This is a genomic window from Citrobacter amalonaticus Y19 (assembly GCF_000981805.1).
GTDB classification, from domain to species: domain Bacteria; phylum Pseudomonadota; class Gammaproteobacteria; order Enterobacterales; family Enterobacteriaceae; genus Citrobacter_A; species Citrobacter_A amalonaticus_C.
Map to the genome: position 1 here is coordinate 1936213 of NZ_CP011132.1, position 24686 is coordinate 1960898.

The following is a 24686-nucleotide window of genomic DNA, read 5'->3' on the forward strand; positions in this document are numbered from 1 at the left end:
AACAAAATGGCCCGCATCTTACCATACTCCGTAACAGATTACTCGGAGGATGGTATCGCGAGGAATCGCACGGCACGGGCGATATCCCGGGTGCGCGGCGCCGGTGGCAGACTGGCCAGAAACGTGGCGCCGTAAGGTCGCATTACCAGTCGGTTATCACAAATCACCAACACGCCGCGATCGTCCGCATCACGGATCAAACGCCCAACCCCCTGCTTCAGCGTAATCACCGCATCGGGCAGTTGCACCTCATCAAACGGGTCGCCACCGCGTAAGCGACAATCTTCCATCCGCGCCTTCAGCAGCGGATCGTCCGGCGACGTAAACGGCAGTTTGTCGATGATCACCAGCGACAGCGTATCGCCGCGCACGTCCACCCCTTCCCAGAAGCTGCTGGTCGCCACCAGCAAGGCGTTGCCCGCGCTGACGAATTGTTGCAGCAGTTGGCCTTTGCTGGTTTCCCCCTGCAACAGTACCGGAAGCGTCATGGTGGCGCGGAACTGCTCCGCCAGATCGCGCATCATCGCGTGCGAGGTACAGAGCATAAAACAGCGCCCGTTGTTCGCTTCGATGATCGGTCTTAACATTGCCGCCAGTTGTCGCGCCGCGCCCGGCTGATTGGTTTGCGGCAGATAGCGCGGCACGCAGAGCAGCGCCTGGCGGGTGTAATCAAACGGGCTCGGCAGCAGCATCGATTCCGCCTCTTCAATCCCCAGACGCGCCGTAAAGTGATGCAGGTCGTCATTCACCGACAGCGTTGCGGAGGTGAAAATCCAGCTCCCCGGCTTCTGTGCCATCACCTCTTTGAACTTATCCGCCACCGTCAGCGGGGTCAGCGCGAGGGTGAAATTGCGCGAGGTACATTCGTACCAGTAGCTGTAGCCGGGTTGGTTGATCTCTTTTAGCCGCTTGAGACGGGCGCGATACAGCGTGGCGCGCTCAAACGCGGCATCAAGCAGCGCCGAACGTCCGAGGGACAATTTCGTCACGTCGTAGCACAGCTCCAGCGTGTCATCGAGCAGTAAAAACGCGCGCTGCACTCGCGGGTCGGCCAGCAGTTCACGCAGATTACCGCGATATCCCGGTTCGCCCAGTTGCAGACGGAAGTCCTGCGCGCTCTGCGCCAGACGGTCGGCGCATTTCTGTAACTGTTGGGTATCTTTCAGCTCGGTACGATAGGCAATGGTGATGTCCTTCGCCAGATCCATAAGCTGACGACTGGAGAGCGACTGACCAAAATACTGGCTGGCGATGTCCGGTAGCTGATGGGCTTCATCGAAAATCATCACCTCCGCTTCCGGGATCAATTCACCGAAACCGCTCTCTTTGACCACCATGTCGGCCAGAAACAGATGGTGGTTCACCACCACCACGTCCGCGTCCATCGCCTTTTTACGCGCTTTCACCACAAAGCAATCTTTATACAGTGGGCAGTCGCTGCCGAGGCAGTTGTCGTTGGTGCTGGTGACCAACGGCCAGGCCTGAGAATCTTCAGCCACGCTGACGCAGGTGCTAATGTCGCCATCTTCGGTCTGATTCGACCACGACCGCAGCAGGATCACATCGCTTAAGGTCTGAACGGGCAGATCGCCGCCCGCCAGCGCCTGTTGTTCGAGGCGCTCCAGGCATAAATAGTTTGAACGTCCTTTCAACAGGGCCAGCCTTCCGGTGTACTTCAGCGCGTTAGCCACCGTCGGCAGATCGCGGCTGTAAAGTTGATCCTGCAAGGCCTTCGAACCGGTCGAGATAATCACTTTCTTTTTTGCGCGCAGCGCCGGTGCCAGATAGGCGTAAGTTTTCCCCGTCCCCGTTCCGGCTTCCACTACCAGAGGCTGTGATTTTTGAATAGCCTGAGCGACGGCCACCGCCATCTGCCGCTGCGGTTCGCGCGGTTTAAATCCCGGTATCGCGTTAGCCAGTTGACCGTCTGGTGCAAAATCGTCCGTCACACTACCCCCTGTTGATTTGAACAGGGATTATGTCAGGCCGCAGCGGCTTACGCCAGTTGAAGAGATGACGGCGCCCTGACAATATGGCAGTCTTGCCATTTTATGCAGAACGTTAAAGAGGAAGGTTTTATGACTATCATCCGTATCGATGCCGAAGATCGTTGGTCTGACGTGGTGATCCACAACAATACGCTCTACTACACTGGCGTACCGGCAAACCTCGATGCCGACGCCTTTGAGCAGACCGCTAACACGCTGGCGCAGATTGACGCCGCGCTGGAACAGCAAGGCAGCAGCAAGTCACGCATTCTTGATGCTACTATTTTCCTCGCCGATAAGAATGACTTCGCGGCGATGAACAAGGCCTGGGATGCCTGGGTTGTGGCCGGTCATGCGCCAGTACGCTGCACGGTTCAGGCGGGGTTAATGAACCCGAAATACAAAGTTGAGATTAAGATTATCGCCGCGGTGTAAGCCGGGACTACTCATCGTCATCTTCGTCTTCAAAACGCGCCACAATCCGCTCGCCGGTATGAGTGGCGCGCAACTCTCCTGCCACCAACACAATCGCTTCGCCGCTGCTCATTCCCTGTGACATGAGTTCCTGAATACGCTCGACCGCTTTCTGTTGCTGCTCATGACTGAGTGAAGGTAAACCTGCAAACATCGTTAACTCCTGCTAAATTGTGTGCGCTAATTATTTCATGCAACCCGGAACATAGCCAGTACAGTCAGGATTAATGAAGACGTTATCTCCCGCTATTATCACGCTCCCCTGGCATCAGGACGCTGCCGAACAGTATTTCGCGCCAATAAGCCATCTGCCGTGGGCGATGCTGCTGCATTCCGGTCATGCGGATCACCCGCATAGCCGCTTTGATATCGTGGTGGCCGATCCGCTTTGTACGGTGAAAACGCACGGCGAGACCACACAGATTTGCGATGCCCAGGGCTGTCGTCTTACTCATGACGATCCGCTGGCGGTCTTGCAAAATGCGCTGACTGCGCTGAACCTCCAGCCGCCAGTGAACGCCGATTTACCGTTCCAGGGCGGCGCGCTGGGGTTATTCGGCTACGATTTGGGACGCCGCTTCGAAAGCTTGCCCAGTCATGCCCGACAGGATATCGCACTGGCAGACATGGCGATCGGCCTCTACGACTGGGCGCTCATTGTCGACCACCTGCGCCAGACCGTGACCCTGCTCAGTCATTCGAACGTCCAGGACAGGCTCGCCTGGCTGGAAAGCCAGCAACCCTCTGCGCGTGAGCCGTTCAGGTTAACCACAGGCTGGCGCTCGAATATGACGCGTGAGCAGTATGGCGAGAAATTCCGCCAGGTGCAGGCGTATCTGCACAGCGGCGACTGCTATCAGGTCAATCTGGCCCAGCGTTTTCAGGCGTCTTATCACGGCGATGAGTGGTTGGCCTTCGAGCGGCTGAATCGGGCGAACCGTGCCCCGTTCAGCGCCTTTTTACGCCTGGATGAGGGCGCTATTCTGAGCCTGTCGCCAGAACGGTTTATTCTTCTGGCCGATGGCGACATTCAGACCCGCCCGATTAAAGGCACTCTGCCGCGACTCCCACAGGAGGAGGCAGACCGGGAACAGGCGCAGAAACTGGCGAACTCACCGAAGGATCGGGCAGAAAATTTGATGATTGTCGATCTGATGCGTAACGACATTGGTCGCGTGGCCGTCCCCGGTTCAGTGAAAGTACCGGAGTTGTTTGTGGTCGAACCCTTCCCGGCGGTGCATCATCTGGTCAGCACCGTGACCGCGCGGTTACCGCCCACACGACATGCCAGCGACCTGCTTCGCGCCGCGTTTCCGGGCGGTTCGATTACCGGCGCGCCAAAGGTGCGCGCGATGGAAATTATTGATGAACTGGAACCCCATCGGCGTAATGCCTGGTGCGGCAGCATTGGTTATCTGAGCGTCTGCGGCAATATGGATACCAGCATTACCATCCGCACGCTGACCGCCGTGGACGGTCAACTGTACTGTTCCGCCGGGGGCGGCATCGTGGCTGATAGCGAGGAACAGGCGGAATATCAGGAAACCTTTGATAAAGTTAATCGTATCCTGCAACAACTGGAGAACTAAAACGTGGATAACAAGAGCCTGACGCTGGATTATTTTTTATCGCGCTTCCAACTTTTGCGCCCGCAGATTAATCGCGAGTCGCTGAACCTGCGCCAGGCCGCCGTGCTCATTCCCGTGGTTCGCCGACCACAACCGGGACTGCTGTTAACCCAGCGTTCAGTGCATTTACGCAAACATGCCGGGCAGGTGGCCTTCCCTGGCGGCGCGGTTGACAGTACCGACGCCTCGCTCATCGCCGCCGCGCTGCGTGAAGCAGAAGAAGAAGTGGCCATCCCGCCAGAAGCCGTTGAGGTGATCGGCGTTCTGCCGCCGGTTGACAGCGTGACCGGATTCCAGGTCACGCCAGTGGTGGGCATTATCCCGCCCAATCTGCCCTGGCGTGCCAGCGAAGACGAAGTTTCTGCGGTCTTTGAAATGCCGCTGGCGCAGGCGCTGCATTTAGGCCGCTATCACCCGCTGGATGTCTGGCGTCGCGGTGATTCACATCGCGTGTGGCTTTCGTGGTATGAGCATTATTTCGTCTGGGGCATGACCGCCGGAATTATTCGTGAACTGGCGCTACAAATAGGTGTGAAGCCCTGACTATACTTATCTTTACGCGCAGAAGACACAACCTGAAACTCCCGTCACAACATTAGTAAAAACACGGTTATCCATTAGTTTAATTCATGTGAATAGTTAAGCCGATCCCCGTGTTCCCTCTTACACTATGCGCAGTTATTACATCGTTTCTGGAAGTTTCCAGTCACCCTGTCAGGAGTATTATCGTGATTAGTCTATTCGACATGTTTAAGGTGGGGATTGGCCCCTCATCTTCCCATACTGTAGGGCCTATGAAGGCGGGTAAACAGTTCGTCGATGACCTGGTCGAAAAAGGATTACTGGATAGCGTTACTCGTGTTGCTGTCGACGTGTATGGTTCACTGTCGCTCACGGGTAAAGGTCACCACACCGATATCGCCATTATTATGGGTCTGGCAGGTAATGAACCTGCCACCGTGGATATTGATAGTATCCCTGGCTTCATCCGTGACGTAGAGACGCGCGGTCGCCTGCTGCTGGCGCACGGTCAGCACGAAGTGGATTTCCCACAGAACGACGGCATGCGTTTTCATAACGGCAACCTGCCGCTGCACGAAAACGGCATGCAGATCCATGCTTATAACGGCGATGCCGTCGTTTACAGCAAAACCTACTACTCCATTGGCGGCGGTTTTATCGTCGATGAAGAGCACTTCGGTCAGGATGCGGCGAATGAGGTGAAGGTCCCTTATCCGTTCAAATCCGCAACCGAGTTGCTGGAATACTGCAACAGCACCGGTCTGTCCCTTTCCGGCCTGGCGATGCAGAACGAACTGGCATTGCACGACAAAAAAGAGATCGAAGAGTACTTCGGTCACGTCTGGCAGACCATGCAGGCCTGTATCGATCGCGGCATGAATACCGAAGGCGTGTTGCCAGGCCCGCTGCGCGTTCCGCGTCGCGCCTCTGCGCTGCGCCGGATGCTGGTTTCCAGCGATAAGCTTTCTAACGACCCGATGAACGTGATCGACTGGGTGAACATGTTCGCCCTCGCCGTCAACGAAGAGAACGCGGCGGGCGGTCGTGTGGTCACCGCGCCAACCAACGGTGCCTGCGGTATCGTGCCAGCCGTGCTGGCCTACTACGATCACTTTATTGAATCCGTCAGCCCGGATATCTATACCCGCTACTTCCTGGCGGCAGGCGCTATCGGTGCGCTGTATAAGATGAATGCCTCGATTTCGGGAGCAGAAGTCGGTTGTCAGGGCGAAGTCGGTGTGGCCTGTTCAATGGCAGCGGCCGGTCTGGCAGAACTGCTGGGCGCGAGCCCGGAGCAGGTGTGCATCGCCGCTGAAATTGGCATGGAACATAACCTCGGACTGACCTGCGACCCGGTTGCCGGTCAGGTACAGGTGCCGTGTATTGAGCGTAATGCGATTGCCTCGGTGAAAGCGATCAACGCCGCACGGATGGCGATGCGCCGTACCAGCGCGCCGCGCGTCTCACTGGATAAAGTCATCGAAACGATGTACGAAACCGGTAAGGACATGAACGCCAAATACCGCGAAACCTCGCGCGGTGGTCTGGCGATCAAAGTTCAGTGTGACTAAACCAGTCACTCTGCACCACTAATACCTCACACTCGCCCATCTGCAACGGATGGGCGAAATTTTCCCCCTTTTTCGTCGGTTCGCCATTTCCCCACTACACTTGCTCTGTTACGGTTGGCTTTTGTGGCCGACGGTTATCAGGTGGCCCGCATGCAGACAGCACAACGGATCATAAAAAAATATCGTCGCAAACGTTTTATCCTCTGCGTACTTTGTGCGCTCGTTACGCTCATCCTGACCCTGAGCGTCCGATTTATTTCACAGCGGAATTTAAATCACCACCACACCGTTACCTTTGCCTCCCGGGCGGTCGCCACGCTCGATGAGGTGCTGCGTCCGTTGCAAAATGGCCGTGATATTCTGTTACCGCTGATTGGCCTTCCCTGTTCCGTTACGCATCTCCCGCTGCGCAAACAGGCCGCCAGACTGCAAACGGTACGCGCAATCGCCCTGGTCCAGCGTGGCATACTTTACTGCTCCAGCGTCTTTGGCTATCGCAATGTCCCGGTTCACCAACTTCAACCCGATCTCCCCACCGCAAATGCGCAACTGCTGTTGTCCACCGACCCGTTGCTCATTAAAGGCAGCCCGATTCTCATCCAGTGGTACCCGGCCTCTCCCGACGGTAAGGACGGTGTACTGGAAATTGTCAATATCGACCTGCTTACCACGTTGCTACTGGAGCCGCGTAAGCCGATGATTACCGGAGGCAGCCTGACGGTTGGCAACCGGCATTTGATTTACGGGAGCGGCGTGGTGGAAACGCTGCCCACGCTTAAAGATGAACAGCGTTATCAACTCGCCTCGCAGCACTATCCTTTTACCATTAGCGTGACCGGGCCTGCCGCAGAAGCTCTGGCGCTCAAAGCCCTGCCCGCGCAACTGCCGCTGGCATTGATGCTCAGTCTGCTGGTGGGGTATCTGGCGTGGCTGGCCACTGCCAACCGGATGAGCTTTTCCTGGGAGATTAATCTCGCGCTGGCACAACGCGAATTTGAGCTTTTTTGCCAGCCGCTGCTGAACGCGCGGACTAAACAGTGCATGGGGGTGGAAATCCTGCTGCGCTGGAATAATCCTCGTCAGGGGTGGATTTCGCCGGACGTGTTTATCCCGATTGCCGAAGAACATCACCAGATAGCACCGCTCACGCGCTATGTGATAGCAGAAACCATTCGGCAACGTCATTTTTTTCCCATGAGCAGTCAGTTTCATATTGGCATTAATGTCGCCGCCAGCCATTTTCAACAGGGTGAATTACTGAGAGATCTCGAACAGTACTGGTTCAGTCAGCAGCCCATTCAGCCACTGGTGATTGAACTTACCGAGCGGGATGCGCTGCAGGATGTCGATTATCGGATCGTTCGCGAGCTGCAACAGCGAAATATCAAGCTGGCAATCGATGATTTTGGTACCGGCAACAGTTCGCTGTCATGGCTGGAAAAGTTGCGTCCTGACATTCTGAAAATTGATAAGTCCTTTACCAACGCGATTGGCACGGATGCGGTCAACTCGACGGTAACCGACATCATTATCGCCCTCGGACAGCGTCTGCATATCGAACTGGTCGCGGAAGGGGTTGAAACACAGGAGCAGGCGCAGTATCTGCGCCGCCACGGTGTGGATTTACTGCAGGGGTTTTTATTTGCAAAGCCAATGCCGCTACGCGACTTTCCGCAGTGGCTGGCGGGCAGTCGCCCGCCGCCTGCCAGGCATAACGGACGCATGACGCCTGTTATACCGCTGCGTTAGAGAAGATTACTCCTCTTCTTCTTGCGCAGGTTGCTCTTTAACAATTCGCACCAAATCCACGCGGTAATCATTGGCGTCAATAATGGTAATGCTCAGCGGAGGAACCTCAATCACATCACCCGTACGGGGAATGTGACCATTGACGGCAATCACCAGTCCCGCGACCGTCGCGATGTCTTCGTCTTCATCGACCAGATTATCCACTGCCAGCGCCTGTTGCAGGGCATGCAGATCGGTACCGCCTTTGACTAACCAGCCGTCGCCGTCGACGGTAATTTCTGGCGTTTCATCGGCATCCGGGAACTCACCGGCAATCGCTTCGAGGACATCCAGCGGCGTAACCAACCCCTGCACCACGCCAAACTCGTTGGTGACGATAACAAAGCTACCGCGTGCACGACGCAGAACGCCCAGCAGGTTGATAGGATCCAGCGTTTCCGGCACGACAATGGCCGGTGAAGCAGACGCGATAGCCGCCACATCGACGCCCTCTTCCAGCGCCACCAGCAGCTCTTTCGCCCGTACGATACCGATGATCTCATCCAGTTCACCACGGCACACCGGGAACAGGCTGTGCGGGGAGGAGAGCAACTGTTCGCGGATCTCATCGACGCTCAGACTGGCATCCACCCAGCTAATTTCACCGCGCGGGGTCATGATGCCGCGCAGCGAACGCTGTGCCAGCGTCAGAACGCCGTTAATCATATAACGCTCTTCTTCCGCAAATGCCCCTTCCGGGATCGGAACGGCGGCCTGGCTTTCGGATTCATTCGATACCACGGCCTGACGTTTTCCGCCCATCAGACGCAGGATCGCGTCCGCCGTACGCGCACGCAGCGGCAACGTTGACTGATGACGAATAAAGTTGCGACGCGCAATCTGGTTAAACACTTCGATAATGATCGAGAAGCCAATCGCGGCGTACAGATAGCCCTTAGGAATATGGAAGCCAAAACCTTCGGCAACCAGGCTCAGACCAATCATCAGCAGGAAGCTCAGGCAGAGCACCACCACCGTCGGATGCTGGTTGACGAAACGCGTCAGCGGTTTGGATGCCAATAGCATCACTGCCATCGCAATCACCACCGCCGCCATCATCACCGGCAGATGGTTCACCATACCGACGGCGGTAATAACCGCATCCAGCGAGAACACGGCATCCAGGATAACGATCTGCGTCACAACCACCCAGAAGCTGGCATACCCTTTGCCATGCCCGGAATCATGTTCACGGTTTTCCAGCCGTTCATGAAGTTCCGTTGTGGCTTTGAACAACAGGAAGATACCCCCCAGCAACATGATCAGATCGCGGCCAGAGAAGGTGAAATCCATGACGGAGAACAGCGGTTGGGTCAGGGTGACCATCCACGAAATAATGGACAGCAAGGCCAGACGCATCACGAGCGCCAGGGATAAACCAATCAGGCGCGCTTTATCACGCTGCTTTGGTGGCAGCTTATCCGCAAGAATCGCAATGAAGACCAGGTTATCGATACCCAGGACAATTTCCAGGACGACAAGCGTGAGCAACCCCGCCCAAATCGAGGGGTCCATTAAGAATTCCATGACAAGCTCCTGCTTAAGGAATGGTTAACAGGCGATAAAACTCGGTGCAGACAAAACGTGTGGCAAGACATGCCAGACTGGCAGGCGCGATGCGGCCTGAAGGTGAAATGACGTCGGTGACGATCCATACAGCGGGCTAGTGCCCTATACTCCTGGTAAGTTAAACAGAACGTAAACATAACAGAGGCAATGTGTTTTTGGCAAAGATTTACCTTCCTTTGCAAAGAGTTGTAACAGAGATATTTTACTCTACGAAATTTCTCATTGGCGAAAGCTAAATTACGGATCTTCATCACATAAAATATTTTTTTCGATATCTAAAATAATTCGCGAACATCATATGTTTTTCATTGTAACCCTTATCTGAATCGATTCTGTTGCGGACGGCGATTCAAATACATCTCTCACGTTGATGTGTTAACGATAATAAAGGAGGTAGCAAGTGACCATTGCTATTGTTATAGGCACACATGGTTGGGCTGCAGAGCAGTTACTCAAGACAGCAGAAATGCTGTTAGGCGAGCAGGAAAACGTCGGCTGGATCGATTTCGTGCCCGGCGAGAATGCTGAAACGCTGATTGAAAAGTACAACGCTCAGTTGGCAAAACTCGATACCAGTAACGGCGTGCTGTTTCTCGTCGATACATGGGGAGGCAGTCCGTTCAACGCTGCCAGCCGCATTGTCGTCGACAAAGAACAGTATGAAGTCATTGCCGGGGTAAACATTCCCATGCTGGTCGAAACGCTGATGGCGCGTGACGACAACCCGAGCTTCGACGAGTTAGTGGCGTTGGCTGTTGAAACCGGTCGCGAAGGCGTGAAAGCGCTGAAAGCAAAACCGGTGGAAAAAGCCGCCCCTGCCCCCGTCGCAGCAGCCCCCAAAGCCGCGGCCCCGGCAAAACCAATGGGACCGAACGATTATATGCAAATCGGTCTTGCCCGTATTGATGACCGTTTAATCCACGGTCAGGTGGCTACCCGCTGGACCAAAGAGACCAACGTTACCCGTATTATCGTTGTCAGCGATGAAGTGGCTGCAGACACCGTGCGTAAAACGCTGTTGACGCAGGTCGCGCCTCCTGGCGTAACCGCTCACGTGGTGGATGTTGCCAAGATGATTCGTGTTTACAACAACCCGAAATACGCTGGCGAACGTGTGATGCTGCTGTTCACCAACCCGACCGATGTTGAGCGCATTGTCGAAGGCGGCGTGAAAATCACCTCCGTTAACATTGGCGGTATGGCTTTCCGTCAGGGTAAAACGCAGGTCAACAACGCCATCTCTGTCGATGAGAAAGACATCGAGGCCTTTAACAAACTCAATGCCCGCGGTATTGAGCTTGAGGCGCGTAAAGTGTCGACCGATCAGAAACTGAAAATGATGGATTTGATTGCCAAAGTGGGCAAGTAACCCCTGGCATTGAATGAGCTTTCACACTTAAGGCTGTTATAGCAATAGGAGAAGTACAATGGAGATTACCACTCTTCAGATTGTGCTGGTGTTCATCGTCGCATGTATCGCGGGTATGGAGTCGGTACTCGATGAATTTCAGTTCCACCGCCCACTGGTGGCCTGTACGCTGATTGGCGCCGTTCTCGGGGATATGAAAACCGGTATTATCATCGGTGGTACCCTGGAAATGATCGCCCTGGGCTGGATGAACATCGGTGCTGCCGTTGCACCTGATGCCGCACTGGCGTCCATCATCTCTACCGTTCTGGTTATCGCGGGTCACCAAAGCATTGGTGCCGGTATCGCGCTGGCTATTCCGCTGGCCGCAGCAGGCCAGGTTCTGACCATTATCGTTCGTACTATCACCGTGGCATTCCAGCACGCAGCGGATAAGGCGGCCGAAAACGGCAACCTCACGGCGCTGTCCTGGATCCATGTTTCTTCCCTGTTCCTGCAGGCAATGCGTATTGCCATTCCGGCTGTTATCGTGGCTATCTCTGTCGGTACCAGCGAAGTGCAGAGCATGCTGAATGCGATTCCGGAAGTGGTGACAGGCGGTCTGAACATCGCCGGTGGCATGATCGTTGTGGTCGGTTACGCGATGGTTATCAACATGATGCGTGCGGGCTATCTGATGCCGTTCTTCTACCTCGGCTTCGTGACTGCGGCATTTACTAACTTCAACCTGGTCGCTCTGGGTGTGATTGGTGCGGTAATGGCCATCCTCTACATCCAACTGAGCCCGAAATATAACCGCGTGGCGGGTGCGCCAGCTCAGGCGGCTGGTGATAACTCTCTCGATAATGAACTGGACTAACAGGTGAGCGAAATGGTTGATGTGACTAAAACTACCACTGAGAAAAAACTCACACAGAGTGACATTCGTGGCGTGTTCATTCGTTCTAACCTGTTTCAGGGTTCATGGAACTTCGAACGCATGCAGGCGCTGGGTTTCTGCTTCTCCATGATACCGGCTATTCGTCGCCTGTATCCAGAGAACAACGATGCGCGTAAGCAAGCTATCAAGCGTCACCTGGAATTCTTTAACACCCATCCGTACGTAGCGGCACCGGTTCTCGGCGTTACGTTGGCAATGGAAGAACAGCGTGCTAACGGCGCAGAGATTGACGATGGTGCCATCAACGGTATCAAAGTCGGTCTGATGGGGCCGCTGGCAGGCGTGGGCGACCCGATTTTCTGGGGGACTGTGCGTCCGGTATTCGCCGCGTTAGGTGCGGGTATCGCGATGAGCGGCAGCCTGCTCGGTCCGCTGCTGTTCTTCATTCTGTTCAACGCAGTCCGTCTGGCAACCCGTTACTACGGCGTCGCCTACGGTTACCGCAAAGGTGTCGATATCGTTAAGGATATGGGCGGCGGCTTCCTGCAAAAACTGACTGAGGGGGCGTCAATCCTCGGCCTGTTTGTCATGGGGGCGTTGGTGAACAAATGGACGCACGTGAACATCCCGCTGGTGGTCTCAACCATCACTGGTCAGGATGGTCAGACGCGCGTTACCACCGTACAGACCATTCTCGACCAGTTGATGCCGGGTCTGGTTCCGTTACTGCTTACCTTCGCCTGTATGTGGCTGCTGCGTAAGAAAGTGAACCCGTTGTGGATTATCGTTGGCTTCTTCGTCATCGGTATCGCGGGTTACGCGGTGGGTCTGTTGGGTCTGTAAGACTGTAGTACACTACTGGGGCCTGTTAGGCCCCATCAGACCGCTGACAAAGAAGGAAAAAACGTGGTTTTTCCTTCTCTGTGGTTATCAGCCGAAAATCAATAAATTGATTTTCCTGGTTTTTAATAAAGTGATCTCTGCTTGTCCGGTATCTGGATGAAGTTTGTCATCACTCTCCCGGGGCCTGTAAGGCCCCGTTTTTTATCTGGAGGATCAAGGATTAATGACTATTACGGACCTGGTGCTGGTTTTCTTTATTGCCGCGTTGCTGGCTTACGCCATTTACGATCAGTTCATCATGCCACGCCGCAATGGCCCGACTCTGCTTGCCATCCCCCTGCTGCGCCGAAGCCGTGTGGACAGCGTCATCTTCATCGGACTCATCGCGATTCTTATCTACAACAATGTCACCAGCCATGGGGCTGTCATCACTACCTGGTTATTATGTGCGCTGGCGTTGATGGGGTTTTATATTTTCTGGATCCGGATACCGAAGATCCTCTTTAAACAGGGCGGATTTTTCTTCGCCAACGTCTGGATAGAATATAACCGCATTAAAGAGATGAATTTATCGGAAGATGGTGTTCTGGTGATGCAATTAGAACAACGGCGTCTGCTTATTCGTGTACGAAATATCGACGACCTGGAAAAGATATATAAACTTCTCGTTTCCTCTCAGTAAGTTAGAAACATAGCCTGTGCTTTGTTTTTTGCTATTTAATTGCAGTTAAAAACATAGCTAAGGCTATAACCTGAGCGTAGAAATGTTATTTATTTTAACGTTCCATCTACCAATAAATCTAAATGAAAATCGTTTTCAATTGGAAGTCAAATAATATTTCTTCGTTGTTGTTTTATATTCTCAAAATATGTTAAGGTTGCGCCGTCATTTGGGGAGTAGCCGATTTCCAGACTCCGGAAATGTACGTGTCAACATACTCGTTGCAAAACGTGGCACGTACGGACTGAAATCTCTTTCAGTCAGGCGAGACCATAGGCACATCAACTGCTATGCATACTGTATGAACGTCTGTGTTCTGGTGTGCATGTTTACTGGGGGCAGTGGTGTGTTTTATGGAAACCCCGGTCAGGACGCTGTCATGAATATCACTGCCACTATTATTCTTGCTTTCGGCATGTCAATGGACGCTTTCGCGGCATCAATTGGCAAAGGTGCCACCCTGCATAAACCCAAATTCTCTGAAGCGTTGCGCACCGGTTTGATTTTCGGCGCAGTCGAAACATTGACGCCACTGATCGGCTGGGCGCTGGGCATGTTAGCCAGCAAATTTGTACTGGAATGGAATCACTGGATTGCCTTCATTCTGCTGGTCTTCCTGGGTGGGCGAATGATTATAGAAGGATTTCGCGGCGCGGATGATGAAGACGATGAACCGCTGCGCCGTCACGGTTTCTGGTTACTGGTCACTACCGCCATCGCCACCAGCCTCGACGCCATGGCGGTCGGTGTGGGACTGGCGTTCCTGCAGGTCAACATTATCGCGACCGCACTGGCTATCGGTTGCGCCACGCTGATTATGTCCACGCTAGGGATGATGGTCGGTCGCTTTATTGGCCCGCTGCTTGGCAAACGGGCTGAAATTCTGGGTGGCGTGGTGCTGATCGGTATCGGCGCCCAGATCCTCTGGACGCATTACCACGGTTAATCTGCACGCTGCCAGAGGTGAAGACGAAAATCCGTCTGGCAGTCAAACGTATCTCTGCTCGCCAGGTGTTCCCGAACCTCCGGCTTCGCCCGCCAGGCAAAAGGCGTCATCTGCAATAGCGCCATCGCTTCCTTCCCACTAAGGCTCATCGGGTACCCCAGCGCGATTTCTTTCACCAAGGTGAACCCTTCCAGTTGCTCAGTATGTGGCGCATGGAGTCGGACCTCATCGTAAATCAGCTCTTTCAACTCCATTAAATGACGCGGTCCCGGCGTTGCCGTGATAACCCATCCGCGCGGCTTGACCACGCGCGCCAGTTCTTCTGCTTTACACGGCGCATAAATCCGCACAATTGCATCCTGGCTTGCATCAGCAAACGGCAGACGATGGCTCGAGGCAACGCAGAAGGTCACCTGCGGATAGCGCCTGGCCGCCGCTTTGATGGCGACCTTCGCCACATCCAGTCCATAAGTGGTGGCCGCAGGCAGCGCATCCGCAAAGGCGTGAGTGTAATACCCTTCCCCACAACCGATATCAAGAATTGAGGTCGCTGACGCGTCAAGGCGCGTGGAAAGTTGTTCAACGATGGCGTCACGCAGCGGCTGATAGTGTCCGGCATCGAGAAACGCACGCCGCGCCTGCATCATCTCCGCGCTGTCACCTGGATCGCGCGAACGCTTATGCTGCACCGGCAACAGATTGACGTATCCCTCTTTTGCCACATCAAACTGATGCCGCTGCGGACAGATAAAACTGTTATTGACGTGCGCAAGAGGCTGGTGACAAAGTGGGCAGGAAAACGACATAACAACTCCGGCAGGTGAATTCAGGGCGCAAGTGTAACGCGATTTTCGCCCTGGGAGAATCACTTAGCGCGAAGGGAAGACCTGCGGATTGCTCTGCATCACCAACAGGTGACGGGAGTCGGCAGGCATCCCATCCGGTTTAACGTTTTCCAGTCGCAACACATCGCCCATAATCTGGCTGAACACCGGTGCCGACACCGCGCCGCCGTAATAGGCCCCGTTCTGCGGATCGTTAATCACCACCGCCAGCGCAAACTTAGGGTTGCTTGCCGGCGCCACGCCGGCGGTGTAGGCCACATATTTATCCACGTATTTACCGTCATCACCGATTTTCTTCGCCGTCCCGGTTTTAACCGCCACGCGATAATCCCGGACCGCTGCCTTCGTCCCGCCGCCCCCCGGCAGAGCAACGCTTTCCATCATATGCTCCACCTGTCTGACCCACGCTTGCGACAAGACGCGTTTGCCGATGACGGGCGGATCGATACGCGTGATAGAGAGCGGTCGGTACAGGCCAAAACTACCAATCGTGGCATAGGCGTGCGCCAGTTGAAGCGGCGTCACCATCAGGCCGTAGCCAAAGGCAAAGGTTGCACGATCCAGATCGCTCCAGTAGCGACGCTGTGGCATCAGCCCCTGACTCTCGCCGGTGAGCCCCAGTCCTGTGGGCTGACCGAAGCCAACGCGTTGATAAGTATCCACTAATCGCTGGATGGGCATCGCTAGCGAGAGATGCGATACACCAGTATCACTCGATTTCTGCAAAATGCCAGTCAACGTCAGCTCCGGATAAAAGCCCACGTCACGAATACGATGCCCGTCGAGGAAAAACGGATGGGTGTCTATCACACTGTCAGGCTGCACAATCCCCTGCTCAAGCGCCGTTATGATAACCAGCGGTTTCACCGTCGATCCTGGCTCGAAGGTGTCGCTAATCGCACGATTGCGAAAATCGTCAAGCACCGCACCGTCACGGTTGTTGGGGTTAAAATCGGGAAAACTGGCCATCGCCAGAATCTCACCGGTGGCAATGCTCACCAGCACGGCGGCTCCGGATTCCGCTTTGTTCCAGCGAACCGCATTGTCCAGCGCATCCTCGGTAACCGTCTGCAGTCGCTCATCGATACTGAGTTGAAGTTCATGCGCCGGTACAGGATTAACTTCCGTGATGTTTTCAATTACATGCCCGAATTTATCCTTGCGGACCAGACGAGAGCCCGGCTTACCCATTAACTGGGCGTTAAAGCTTTTCTCAACCCCTTCAATGCCCTGCCCGTCAATGTTGGTAAAGCCAATCAGATTCGCCGCAACGTGTCCTGCCGGATAAAACCGCCTGGACTCTTCACGCAGGTTGATCCCGGGCAGATTCAGTTTATCGATCCACTTCGCCTGTTGAGGAGAGACCTGACGCGCAAGATAGATAAACCGTGCCGATGGATCGTGGCTAACGCGTGCCGCCAGCGTAGTGAGTGAGAGATGCAACGTATTTGCCAACGCCTGCCAGCGTTCGTTTACGCCGACGCCTCCTTTGCTCAACAAGGTTTTGGGGTCAGCCCAGACCGCATTTACCGGTACGCTCACCGCCAGTGGCCGTCCCTCTCGGTCAGTGATCATTCCGCGCGGCGATGCCGTGGTGACTTCGCGCAACGAGCGCATATCTTCTTGCCTGACCAGGGGATCGGGTTCGACAATCTGTAACCATGCGACGCGCCCCAGCAGCAGGCCCAGACTCAGCAATATGGCGATACAAAGTAGTGCAAAGCGTAGCGGTGTGAAACTTCGCGCCGTACCATCACGTTTCGTTTTCACCTGTTCTCCGGCAAACATGATATTCAGGTGACTGATTTAACGGGAATAACGGCGGGAAAGCGGTGAAAACTATGCTAATAACATCACGGCTTTGCAACAAAGCGCTAACGAAGGAGGTATTCAGACATACTTTGAAGGAAGATGCATGAAAAAGCCCCGCATCAGCGAGGCTTTAAATCTGAGGTTGATGCGCAGACGCGCTTCAAATCAGTGGTGTCGATCAGATAGCTGTTACGTTAACAGCAGCCGGACCTTTCTGGCCGTCCTGAATTTCGAACTCAACGTTCTGGCCTTCAGCCAGAGTTTTGAAGCCATTACCCTGGATAGCAGAGAAGTGTACGAACACGTCTTTGCTGCCATCAGCCGGAGTAATAAAGCCAAAACCTTTAGACTCGTTGAACCACTTAACTTGACCTTTAATCTTTGCCATTTGCAAAATTCCTTAGAGTGTTTTCTTAGCCCGCAGGCCTAACATAGATAAAACTGAGACATGACTGCTTGAGGCACTAATATAAGGTTCGGCAGAGAAGCGGTATTCAACGACAACGTGTTTACTCAGGACTTCTTTACTGAAAATGCCACACATAAACAGAACTGTACCTCGTTTAACCCAAAACGTGTTATCACATACAACGTTAATTATGGCAAGCCATTTTTAAACGTGTCTCGATCGGTCGCACAAATCTCACCAGTCAACACAGAGTATCTGCACAGTTATGCGTCAATTCTCAAGCCGAGATATTCCCGCTTTCTTGCTGAGCCCTTGTCAGACCAGCATCGCAACGGGGACTTTTCAACCATAGCTCAATAAATTCATGACTTCCAGATCATCGCAATGATGAAACGCGGAGTCAGGCCGTTATCACAAATTCTGCTTTGTTATGCATAATTTGTCTCAACACAAAATGGCCCGTTATCATAATAACAAGACATTTCGCCCCATCTTGATATCCATTGTTCTTATGCACTCATTTAATGAAAGTATGATGACAATGCACAAAAATAGGGAAAGAAACGTTTCGCTTTTTATAAAGCCGATCATTCTCACAAAACGGGGAAGATCACATTATTAACGTATGGAAAAATATAATTAAGTGAGAGCAGACAATAACCGACGGAATGACTCAGGAAGGAACGGATATAGCGAAGGACTGTGTAACTGCACTAATAGCGTGCAGGATAATGGTCCTGCAAGGAAAGACCGGCGGAACGCCGGCCCATTCGTTTACACAGGGATTAACGCTCTGCGACCAGACGGATGATGTCATCATCCTCTTGCGAGTCATCGACCTTCGATGACGCCTCAGCCACTTTTTCCGGCTCGTTCGCTTCACAGAGACGACGCAGCAAGGCATTTTGTCGTTTCTGCTGATCTAACAACGCTTCAAGCAGCTCAATCTGCTCATTGGTCCGCGAGCTTGCACGGTTGATAAAGAACCACAGCACCAGCCCAACAACCAGAACCCCCACCGATACAATCAACGACGCAAAATTAAGCACGCCGGAATTCACTACTTCGTTCATTTCACCACCTCAATGTAGACGTGCCATTTTACCACCACGCCACAGGAAGGAAATCAACAGATGAAAAAATGATCTCACCAGGGGATAAATTTATTGATGGCGCAAATTCCGCTGAAAAATTGTACATCCTGGTCACACATGATGTTGAACACCTGAGCCCACAACAACAGGCACACAAGCACCACCATCACCAGAATTATCCATCGAAACTTTTTCACTCCACTCTCCGCATCAACATCTTATGCCACCAAAATATCATGTGTATCTTAAACCAGGACTAACTACAGAGAACATTAGCGATTTTTAAGAATCATTTACTTGTATCAATGAGTGTAAACGCTAAGCTCAGTCTAACGTATAGAAGAAAAGAGGTCATAATGCGTTTGATTATTCGCGCTATCGTGTTGTTTGCGCTTGTCTGGATTGGATTATTACTCAGTGGGTATGGTGTTCTGATAGGTAGTCAGGAGAATGCGGCCGGACTGGGGCTGCAGTGTAAGTATCTCACCGCGCGAGGAACCGCCACCGCGCAATATGTTCATACCGATAGCGGTATCATTGGGTTAACGGATTGCCCGCTGTTGCGTAAAAGTACCGTGGTCGTCGACAACGGTTAATATTCCGCCGCCGTGATGACCCTAATGCATATTTCCTGAGCAGGATGTTGTCAGGATAAAAACTGCCGACGCGAAAGTCGGCAGTGTCTTAATATCGACATCATGACATCATCAGAACGGATAATGGTTGTAGCCCATCTGCTCAGAGATTTTACGTGCCGCAGTATGCAGCATCGAAACGTAGTCATGCAGGTTTTCTTCAGAAAAACGCAGCGTCGGGAAGGAGATGCTCAGGCCAGCAATCACGACACCGAAACGATCGAATACCGGTACGCCAATGCAGCGCAAACCTTCTTCTTGTTCTTCGTTATCTTCGCCATAACCCTGCTCACGGACTTTATCCAGCACGGGCAGCAATGCTTCCGTCGTGGTGATGGTGCGCCCGGTACTGCGTTTGTACTCAACGCCGTCCAGAATCTGCTTCACCTCGTCACGATCGCGCCAGGCCAGCAGCACTTTACCAATCGCGGTGCTGTAAAGCGGGTTACGACGACCGACACGCGAATACATGCGCAGGTTATACATCGAATCAATTTTATGGATGTATACGATGCTATCTTCATCCAGCGCACCGAGGTGCACGGTCTCTTTAGTCAGACGAGAGAGTTCGCGCATCTGGATGTCCGCACTGCGGATAAGGTCAACGTTCTGAAGCGCACGCGCGCCCAGTTCAAACAGTTTCAGCGTCAGGGAATACTTCTCTGACTCACCTTCCTGTGACACATAACCCAGTGTTTTCATAGTCTGTAAAAAGCGATAAACGGTGCTTTTTGACATCATGACGCGTTGTGATAACTCAGTAATCCCTATTTCGCGCTCTTCACCCAGCGCCTGCAGAATGCCAAAAACTTTCAGCACGGAAGATACAGAATCAGGCTGTTTATCCAGATCTGCGTTAGCCATCTATCACCTCATTACGAGTGTTTTATAAAAATCAGAACAATTTTTTATTATAATTTCATGGCCTGGCGCCCGCAATCCATCTTTGCTAACTTCGTTACAAATCTGCGACATAAAGCCTGAATATCAGTGCTAGAATCACTACCCTGATCATATTCTTCGCAAGAACTATCAATCACATGAATAAATCCCAGGCCGACGGCCTGCCGCTTCCGCAGCGATATGGCGCCATTTTAACCATTGTCATTGGTATTTCGATGGCCGTGCTGGACGGTGCCATTGCCAACGTGGCGCTCCCCACCATTGCCGGTGATTTACACGCCTCAGCCGCCAGCTCAATCTGGGTGGTCAACGCCTATCAGATTGCCATTGTCGTCTCGTTACTGTCGCTGTCGTTCCTGGGCGATATGTTTGGCTATCGACGTATCTACAAATGCGGGCTGGTCGTCTTTCTGCTGGCTTCACTGTTCTGCGCACTCTCGGACTCGCTGCAGATGTTGACGATGGCGCGTGTCGTGCAAGGGTTTGGCGGCGCGGCGCTGATGAGCGTCAACACCGCGCTGATCCGTCTGATTTATCCTCAGCGTCATCTGGGACGCGGGATGGGCATCAACTCCTTTATCGTGGCTGTCTCTGCAGCGGCAGGCCCGACCATTGCCGCAGCAATCCTCTCGATAGCCTCCTGGAAGTGGTTGTTCCTGATCAACGTGCCATTAGGAATTATTGCCTTGATTCTGGCGATACGATTCCTGCCGCCCAATGGTTCACGCAGCAATAAACCGCGCTTTGATATCCCCAGCGCCGTGATGAACGCACTGACGTTTGGTCTGTTGATCACCGCACTGAGCGGTTTTGCACAGGGACAGTCCCTGACGCTGGTCGGTGCTGAACTGGCGGCGCTGGTCGTGGTGGGCTACTTCTTTATCCGCCGTCAACTCGCATTACCGGTGCCGTTATTGCCGGTCGACCTGCTGCGTATTCCTCTGTTTTCACTGTCGATAGGGACATCAATCTGTTCCTTCTGTGCACAGATGCTGGCGATGGTCTCCCTTCCCTTCTACCTGCAAACGGTACTGGGGCGCAGTGAAGTTGAAACGGGCCTGCTGCTCACTCCCTGGCCGCTGGCAACGATGGTCATGGCGCCGCTGGCCGGGTATTTGATCGAGCGCGTCCATGCCGGTTTGCTGGGCGCGCTGGGCCTGCTGGTGATGGCAAGCGGACTGTTTGCCCTCGTGTTGCTTCCTGCCGTACCGTCCGATCTCAATATCATCTGGCCGATGATCCTCTGCGGTGCCGGGTTTGGTTTATTTCAGTCACCCAATAATCACACGATCATCACGTCAGCGCCGCGCGAACGCAGCGGCGGCGCGAGCGGCATGCTGGGAACCGCCCGTTTGCTGGGACAAAGTTCAGGCGCGGCGCTGGTCGCGCTGCTGTTGAACCAGTTCGGGGATAACGGCACGCATGTTTCTCTGCTGGCGGCGGGGATCCTGGCGACCGTGGCAGCGGTGGTGAGCGGTTTACGCATCACGCAACCCAGGGCGCAGGTATAAAAAAAGCGCGTCCGTGGACGCGCTCTCTCTTTGCCGACAGGCTTACTTCAGGTATTCCCCACTGCGCAGCGCTTCGATACGTTTATCCAGCGGCGGGTGAGTCATAAACAGTTCGCTCAGTGATTTACCTTTACCGTTAATGCAGAAGGCCATCATGCTGGACGCTTCCTGCGGTTCGTAACTGGTTTTCAGACGCTGTAGCGCGGCAATCATCTTTTCACGACCAACCAGTTTGGCAGAACCCGCGTCGGCGTGGAATTCACGATGACGAGAGAACCACATGGTAATAATGCTCGCCAGGATACCGAAGACCAGTTCCAGTACCATCGCGACCGCAAAATAGATCATCGGGTTGCCATTGCTGCCTTCGCCTTCATCGCGGTTGCCACCGAGAAAACCGGCGGCAATCTGCGCCAGAATACGCGAGATAAAGATAACAAAGGTGTTCACGACACCCTGAATCAGCGTCATGGTGACCATGTCACCGTTCGCGATATGGCTAATTTCATGAGCAATAACCGCTTCTGCTTCATCCGGGCTCATGTTTTGCAACAAGCCGGTACTGACCGCGACCAGAGACGCATCACGGCGCGCCCCGGTAGCAAACGCGTTGATATCCGGCGCATGGTAAATAGCGACCTGCGGCATGGCGATACCGGCCTGACGCGCCTGCGTGGCGACCGTATTCATTAACCAGCGTTCTCTTTCGTTACGCGGTTGCTCGATCACTTCCCCACCAACGGAACGTAACGCCATCCATTTGGACATCAGCAGTGAAACGAAGGAACCACCAAAACCGAACAGCAGCGCCATAATCATCAGGCCCTGAACGCTGCTCGACTGAATCCCTGTCAGGCTCAGCACCAGCCCGAAAACGACCATGACGGCAAGGTTCGTCAACAGGAAAAGCGCGATTCGCATCATAATCTTCTTTTAACCTCAACTTAACAAAACGCACTATGCGATTACCCACATCGTATGGGTCGTACCGCTATTTTCAAGTATCAATGCCCGGTAAGTCACCAGAAAGACACAACTTTACATTTTGTTGCACCAGACTGACGACTTCATGCGCTTGTTAAAAAAAACAGGCACAATTTCTTGTGCCTGTCAGGAGGTTACTTCGCGGGGGCGGGTTGTTCCGCAGGCTTCGCTTTCTCAAGCGTCGCCAGATCCAGCGCAATCTTCACCGTTTCATCAAGATACGGATCCGGTTCCTGGTAATCTTTTGGCAGGTCGTCCAGTTTCTTCAGAACCGGTTTTCCTTCACGTTTAAACCGGTCATTGATTCGCGCCAGACGCATCGCATCATCTTCGTTATTCTCTTTTTCACGCTGCGCGTAATTCAGAGACGCGATGTTACGTTTGTCCTTCATCGCATTGAAACGGGCGATATCCTTCATGATGTACTGGAACTCAGGATCCTGCGCGATGCGCGCGTTGTGATCTTTGAGTAACTCAGGACCGAGCGGCGTCAGATCGTCTGATTTCACATACGTTGCGGCGTCGATGCTATCCCACGGCAGCGCATTATCTTCAAACTTCTCGCCGGTTTCTGTCTCTTCATTCCCTGTCGGCATGATGATATCCGGCGTGACGCCTTTACGCTGGGTACTGCCGCCATTCACACGATAAAACTTCTGGATCGTGTACTGGACGGAACCCAGTGCAGGCCATTCCGGACGCAGCATCTGATCGTAAATCCGGTTCAGCGAACGATACTGCTGTACCGTACCTTTACCGAAAGTCGGTTCGCCGACGATCAGCGCACGACCGTAATCTTGCATAGCCGCTGCGAAAATTTCCGATGCCGACGCACTGAAGCGATCGACCAGCACCACCAGCGGACCTTTGTAGTAAACAACGCCATCGGTATCGCTGTCCTCACGGACTTTACCGTTGTTGTCGCGGACCTGAACCACCGGACCAGAAGGAATAAACAGGCCGGACAGTGAAACCGCCTCAGTCAGCGCTCCGCCACCATTGGTCCGCAGATCGATGACGATACTGCTGACGTTCTGTTTTTCCAGTTTCTGCAACTGAACTTTGACATCGTCAGTCAGACCAACATAGAAGCCTGGGATATCCAGTACGCCGACTTTCTCTTTACCCACCGTCTTCACAGACATCTTAACCGCACGGTCTTCCAGACGGATGCGTTCACGCGTCAGTGTGACCGTTCGGGTTTTTGTTCCTTTGCCGGCAGGCAGAACTTCAAGACGGACCTTGCTGCCTTTTGGCCCTTTGATGAGCGCAACAACATCATCCAGGCGCCAGCCGATCACATCGACCATACTCTTGCCGGTCTGACCCACGCCGACGATGCGATCGCCAACGCTAATCGCTTTACTCTTCGCCGCCGGGCCGCCTGCTACCATGGAGTTAATGACCGTATAGTCATCGTCCATCTGCAACACGGCACCAATCCCTTCAAGGGACAGGCTCATCTCGGTATTAAACTGTTCGGTGTTTCGTGGCGAGAGATAGTTGGTATGCGGATCAATTTCGCGAGCAAACGCCGTCATCGCCAGTGAGAAGACGTCTTCACTGTTGGTTTGCGTCAGACGACGGATCGCGGATTTATATCGACGCGTCAGCGTCTCACGAATTTCTTTATCGTCTTTGCCTGTCAGTTTCAGACTTAACTCATCGAACTTCACCTTGCCGTCCCACAGCGCGTTCAGCTCAGCCTCATCTTTCGGCCAGGGCGCTTTGCTGCGATCGAGGTTAAAGGTGTCAGTCCCGGTGAAATCCATCGGGCGTTCAAGCACTTTCAGGGCATACTGAAAACGCTCGAAGCGGCGCTTTTGCGCCAGATTATAGAGATCGTAAAAAACGTCGAGCTTACCCGAGCGCAGTTCGTCGCCCAACTGCCCTTTCTTCTTCGCAAACTGCTCGACATCCCCCGCCAACAGCACGTTGTGGCTGTAGTCGAGTAAATTCAGATAGCGGTCGAAAATTTTGGCGGAAAAGGCCGAATCGAGATCGAACTGACGATAGTGAGAACGCGTAAAACGCGACGTAACGCGTTCACTCACTGTCGCGTGCTGGGTCTCTTCCTTCAGAACAGGAATCTGATCGGCACGCGTGATGTCGTCCACAGCGAAGGTCTGGCCTGCTATTGCAAGCAAGCCAGCTAACGCGGTAAGCCTAAAAAATGTGTTCATGCCAGGCCTGG

25 protein-coding genes are annotated in these 24686 nt (G+C 53.5%); 12 read left to right on the top strand and 13 right to left on the bottom strand.

Going from position 1 to position 24686, the window contains the following annotated elements; genetic code table 11:
- Window positions 1–38: 38 nt before the first annotated feature.
- Window positions 39–1949, bottom strand: coding sequence for an ATP-dependent DNA helicase (locus F384_RS08710; protein WP_046481132.1), 1911 nt, complete (start codon window positions 1947–1949; stop codon window positions 39–41).
- A gap of 129 nt (window positions 1950–2078) precedes the next feature.
- Between F384_RS08710 and F384_RS08715 the strand changes: the two genes are divergently transcribed.
- A complete protein-coding gene (locus tag F384_RS08715; RefSeq protein WP_042318496.1) occupies window positions 2079–2423 on the top strand; it encodes a RidA family protein in 345 nt (114 codons plus the stop codon).
- 7 nt (window positions 2424–2430) lie between these two features.
- Here the strand turns inward: F384_RS08715 and F384_RS08720 are convergent, their stop codons facing one another.
- Window positions 2431–2616, bottom strand: coding sequence for a YoaH family protein (locus F384_RS08720; protein ID WP_046481133.1), 186 nt, complete (start codon window positions 2614–2616; stop codon window positions 2431–2433).
- A gap of 73 nt (window positions 2617–2689) precedes the next feature.
- On the opposite strand from F384_RS08720, the gene pabB reads away from it, so the two are divergent.
- The 4 genes from pabB to F384_RS08740 all read left to right on the top strand — a co-directional run bounded on the left by pabB (window position 2690) and on the right by F384_RS08740 (window position 7932).
- The gene (gene pabB, locus F384_RS08725; protein WP_046481134.1) at window positions 2690–4051 is read left to right on the top strand and encodes an aminodeoxychorismate synthase component 1; all 1362 of its coding nucleotides are present in this window, start codon (window positions 2690–2692) and stop codon (window positions 4049–4051) included.
- Window positions 4052–4054: 3 nt separating this feature from the next.
- Window positions 4055–4633 (top strand): CoA pyrophosphatase, encoded by a 579-nt coding sequence (locus F384_RS08730; protein ID WP_046481135.1) that lies wholly within the window; start codon window positions 4055–4057, stop codon window positions 4631–4633.
- A 185-nt stretch (window positions 4634–4818) separates the two neighbouring features.
- Window positions 4819–6183 carry an L-serine ammonia-lyase gene (sdaA, locus tag F384_RS08735; protein ID WP_046481136.1) on the top strand — a complete coding sequence of 455 codons (1365 nt, stop codon included), beginning with the start codon at window positions 4819–4821 and terminating at the stop codon, window positions 6181–6183.
- Between the two features lie 150 nt (window positions 6184–6333).
- A complete protein-coding gene (locus F384_RS08740; RefSeq protein ID WP_046481137.1) occupies window positions 6334–7932 on the top strand; it encodes an EAL domain-containing protein in 1599 nt (532 codons plus the stop codon).
- Window positions 7933–7938: 6 nt separating this feature from the next.
- Here F384_RS08740 and yoaE read toward each other — a convergent pair whose 3' ends face one another.
- Window positions 7939–9498, bottom strand: coding sequence for a CNNM family cation transport protein YoaE (gene yoaE / locus F384_RS08745; RefSeq protein WP_046481138.1), 1560 nt, complete (start codon window positions 9496–9498; stop codon window positions 7939–7941).
- On the bottom strand, window positions 9486–9791 hold the full coding sequence (locus F384_RS30740; RefSeq protein WP_413541469.1) for a protein YoaL: 306 nt from the start codon (window positions 9789–9791) through the stop codon (window positions 9486–9488). The genes yoaE and F384_RS30740 overlap by 13 nt, the downstream gene beginning before the upstream one ends.
- A 149-nt stretch (window positions 9792–9940) precedes the next feature.
- Here F384_RS30740 and manX point away from each other — a divergent pair, with 149 nt between their 5' ends.
- The 5 genes from manX to mntP all read left to right on the top strand — a co-directional run bounded on the left by manX (window position 9941) and on the right by mntP (window position 14299).
- Window positions 9941–10909: a PTS mannose transporter subunit IIAB gene (gene manX / locus F384_RS08750; protein WP_044264749.1), complete on the top strand. Its 969-nt coding sequence runs from the start codon at window positions 9941–9943 to the stop codon at window positions 10907–10909.
- Between the two features lie 58 nt (window positions 10910–10967).
- Complete coding sequence (locus F384_RS08755; protein WP_046481139.1) at window positions 10968–11768, top strand: PTS mannose/fructose/sorbose transporter subunit IIC; 801 nt, start codon at window positions 10968–10970, stop codon at window positions 11766–11768.
- A 12-nt stretch (window positions 11769–11780) separates the two neighbouring features.
- The gene (locus tag F384_RS08760) at window positions 11781–12632 is read left to right on the top strand and encodes a PTS mannose transporter subunit IID (RefSeq protein ID WP_046481140.1); all 852 of its coding nucleotides are present in this window, start codon (window positions 11781–11783) and stop codon (window positions 12630–12632) included.
- 223 nt (window positions 12633–12855) lie between these two features.
- Window positions 12856–13314, top strand: coding sequence for a DUF986 family protein (locus F384_RS08765; protein ID WP_046481141.1), 459 nt, complete (start codon window positions 12856–12858; stop codon window positions 13312–13314).
- Window positions 13315–13732: 418 nt separating this feature from the next.
- Window positions 13733–14299: a manganese efflux pump MntP gene (mntP, locus tag F384_RS08770; protein ID WP_046497960.1), complete on the top strand. Its 567-nt coding sequence runs from the start codon at window positions 13733–13735 to the stop codon at window positions 14297–14299.
- Here mntP and rlmA read toward each other — a convergent pair.
- The 6 genes from rlmA to mgrB all read right to left on the bottom strand — a co-directional run bounded on the left by rlmA (window position 14296) and on the right by mgrB (window position 18656).
- The gene (gene rlmA, locus F384_RS08775) at window positions 14296–15105 is read right to left on the bottom strand and encodes a 23S rRNA (guanine(745)-N(1))-methyltransferase (protein WP_046481142.1); all 810 of its coding nucleotides are present in this window, start codon (window positions 15103–15105) and stop codon (window positions 14296–14298) included. The genes mntP and rlmA overlap by 4 nt on opposite strands.
- Before the next feature lie 63 nt (window positions 15106–15168).
- Window positions 15169–16914: a peptidoglycan glycosyltransferase FtsI gene (gene ftsI, locus F384_RS08780; protein WP_046497964.1), complete on the bottom strand. Its 1746-nt coding sequence runs from the start codon at window positions 16912–16914 to the stop codon at window positions 15169–15171.
- A gap of 220 nt (window positions 16915–17134) precedes the next feature.
- Window positions 17135–17344: a transcription antiterminator/RNA stability regulator CspE gene (gene cspE, locus F384_RS08785; RefSeq protein WP_001062678.1), complete on the bottom strand. Its 210-nt coding sequence runs from the start codon at window positions 17342–17344 to the stop codon at window positions 17135–17137.
- A 12-nt stretch (window positions 17345–17356) separates the two neighbouring features.
- Entirely contained in the window at window positions 17357–17500 is a 144-nt protein-coding gene (locus tag F384_RS28665) for a DUF2627 domain-containing protein (RefSeq protein WP_052746904.1), read from the bottom strand.
- A 650-nt stretch (window positions 17501–18150) separates the two neighbouring features.
- A complete protein-coding gene (locus tag F384_RS08790) occupies window positions 18151–18438 on the bottom strand; it encodes a YebO family protein (RefSeq protein WP_046481143.1) in 288 nt (95 codons plus the stop codon).
- A gap of 74 nt (window positions 18439–18512) precedes the next feature.
- The gene (gene mgrB / locus F384_RS28675) at window positions 18513–18656 is read right to left on the bottom strand and encodes a PhoP/PhoQ regulator MgrB (RefSeq protein ID WP_052746905.1); all 144 of its coding nucleotides are present in this window, start codon (window positions 18654–18656) and stop codon (window positions 18513–18515) included.
- Between the two features lie 159 nt (window positions 18657–18815).
- Between mgrB and F384_RS08800 the strand changes: the two genes are divergently transcribed.
- The gene (locus F384_RS08800) at window positions 18816–19055 is read left to right on the top strand and encodes a YobH family protein (protein WP_042318478.1); all 240 of its coding nucleotides are present in this window, start codon (window positions 18816–18818) and stop codon (window positions 19053–19055) included.
- Window positions 19056–19166: 111 nt separating this feature from the next.
- On the opposite strand, the gene kdgR is transcribed toward F384_RS08800, so the two are convergent.
- Window positions 19167–19958, bottom strand: a complete 792-nt coding sequence (kdgR, locus tag F384_RS08805; RefSeq protein WP_046481145.1) for a DNA-binding transcriptional regulator KdgR — start codon at window positions 19956–19958, stop codon at window positions 19167–19169.
- A 176-nt stretch (window positions 19959–20134) separates the two neighbouring features.
- Between kdgR and F384_RS08810 the strand changes: the two genes are divergently transcribed.
- Window positions 20135–21508 (top strand): MFS transporter, encoded by a 1374-nt coding sequence (locus F384_RS08810; RefSeq protein WP_046481146.1) that lies wholly within the window; start codon window positions 20135–20137, stop codon window positions 21506–21508.
- Between the two features lie 42 nt (window positions 21509–21550).
- On the opposite strand, the gene htpX is transcribed toward F384_RS08810, so the two are convergent.
- A complete protein-coding gene (htpX, locus tag F384_RS08815) occupies window positions 21551–22432 on the bottom strand; it encodes a protease HtpX (RefSeq protein ID WP_042318474.1) in 882 nt (293 codons plus the stop codon).
- 194 nt (window positions 22433–22626) lie between these two features.
- Window positions 22627–24675: a carboxy terminal-processing peptidase gene (prc, locus tag F384_RS08820; protein ID WP_046481147.1), complete on the bottom strand. Its 2049-nt coding sequence runs from the start codon at window positions 24673–24675 to the stop codon at window positions 22627–22629.
- Between the last annotated feature and the right edge of the window lie 11 nt (window positions 24676–24686).

Coding starts and splice junctions, on each gene's coding strand:
- F384_RS08790 (WP_046481143.1), bottom strand. CDS start 18,438: ATGAACGAAGTAGTGAATTCCGGCGTGCTTAATTTTGCGTCGTTGATT.
- yoaE (WP_046481138.1), bottom strand. CDS start 9,498: ATGGAATTCTTAATGGACCCCTCGATTTGGGCGGGGTTGCTCACGCTT.
- F384_RS08810 (WP_046481146.1), top strand. CDS start 20,135: ATGAATAAATCCCAGGCCGACGGCCTGCCGCTTCCGCAGCGATATGGC.
- F384_RS08715 (WP_042318496.1), top strand. CDS start 2,079: ATGACTATCATCCGTATCGATGCCGAAGATCGTTGGTCTGACGTGGTG.
- F384_RS08760 (WP_046481140.1), top strand. CDS start 11,781: ATGGTTGATGTGACTAAAACTACCACTGAGAAAAAACTCACACAGAGT.
- F384_RS28665 (WP_052746904.1), bottom strand. CDS start 17,500: ATGTGTGGCATTTTCAGTAAAGAAGTCCTGAGTAAACACGTTGTCGTT.
- F384_RS30740 (WP_413541469.1), bottom strand. CDS start 9,791: ATGAAGATCCGTAATTTAGCTTTCGCCAATGAGAAATTTCGTAGAGTA.
- rlmA (WP_046481142.1), bottom strand. CDS start 15,105: ATGTCGTTTTCCTGCCCACTTTGTCACCAGCCTCTTGCGCACGTCAAT.
- F384_RS08720 (WP_046481133.1), bottom strand. CDS start 2,616: ATGTTTGCAGGTTTACCTTCACTCAGTCATGAGCAGCAACAGAAAGCG.
- kdgR (WP_046481145.1), bottom strand. CDS start 19,958: ATGGCTAACGCAGATCTGGATAAACAGCCTGATTCTGTATCTTCCGTG.
- F384_RS08800 (WP_042318478.1), top strand. CDS start 18,816: ATGCGTTTGATTATTCGCGCTATCGTGTTGTTTGCGCTTGTCTGGATT.
- prc (WP_046481147.1), bottom strand. CDS start 24,675: ATGAACACATTTTTTAGGCTTACCGCGTTAGCTGGCTTGCTTGCAATA.
- F384_RS08765 (WP_046481141.1), top strand. CDS start 12,856: ATGACTATTACGGACCTGGTGCTGGTTTTCTTTATTGCCGCGTTGCTG.
- pabB (WP_046481134.1), top strand. CDS start 2,690: ATGAAGACGTTATCTCCCGCTATTATCACGCTCCCCTGGCATCAGGAC.
- F384_RS08740 (WP_046481137.1), top strand. CDS start 6,334: ATGCAGACAGCACAACGGATCATAAAAAAATATCGTCGCAAACGTTTT.
- cspE (WP_001062678.1), bottom strand. CDS start 17,344: ATGGCAAAGATTAAAGGTCAAGTTAAGTGGTTCAACGAGTCTAAAGGT.
- mntP (WP_046497960.1), top strand. CDS start 13,733: ATGAATATCACTGCCACTATTATTCTTGCTTTCGGCATGTCAATGGAC.
- htpX (WP_042318474.1), bottom strand. CDS start 22,432: ATGATGCGAATCGCGCTTTTCCTGTTGACGAACCTTGCCGTCATGGTC.
- F384_RS08755 (WP_046481139.1), top strand. CDS start 10,968: ATGGAGATTACCACTCTTCAGATTGTGCTGGTGTTCATCGTCGCATGT.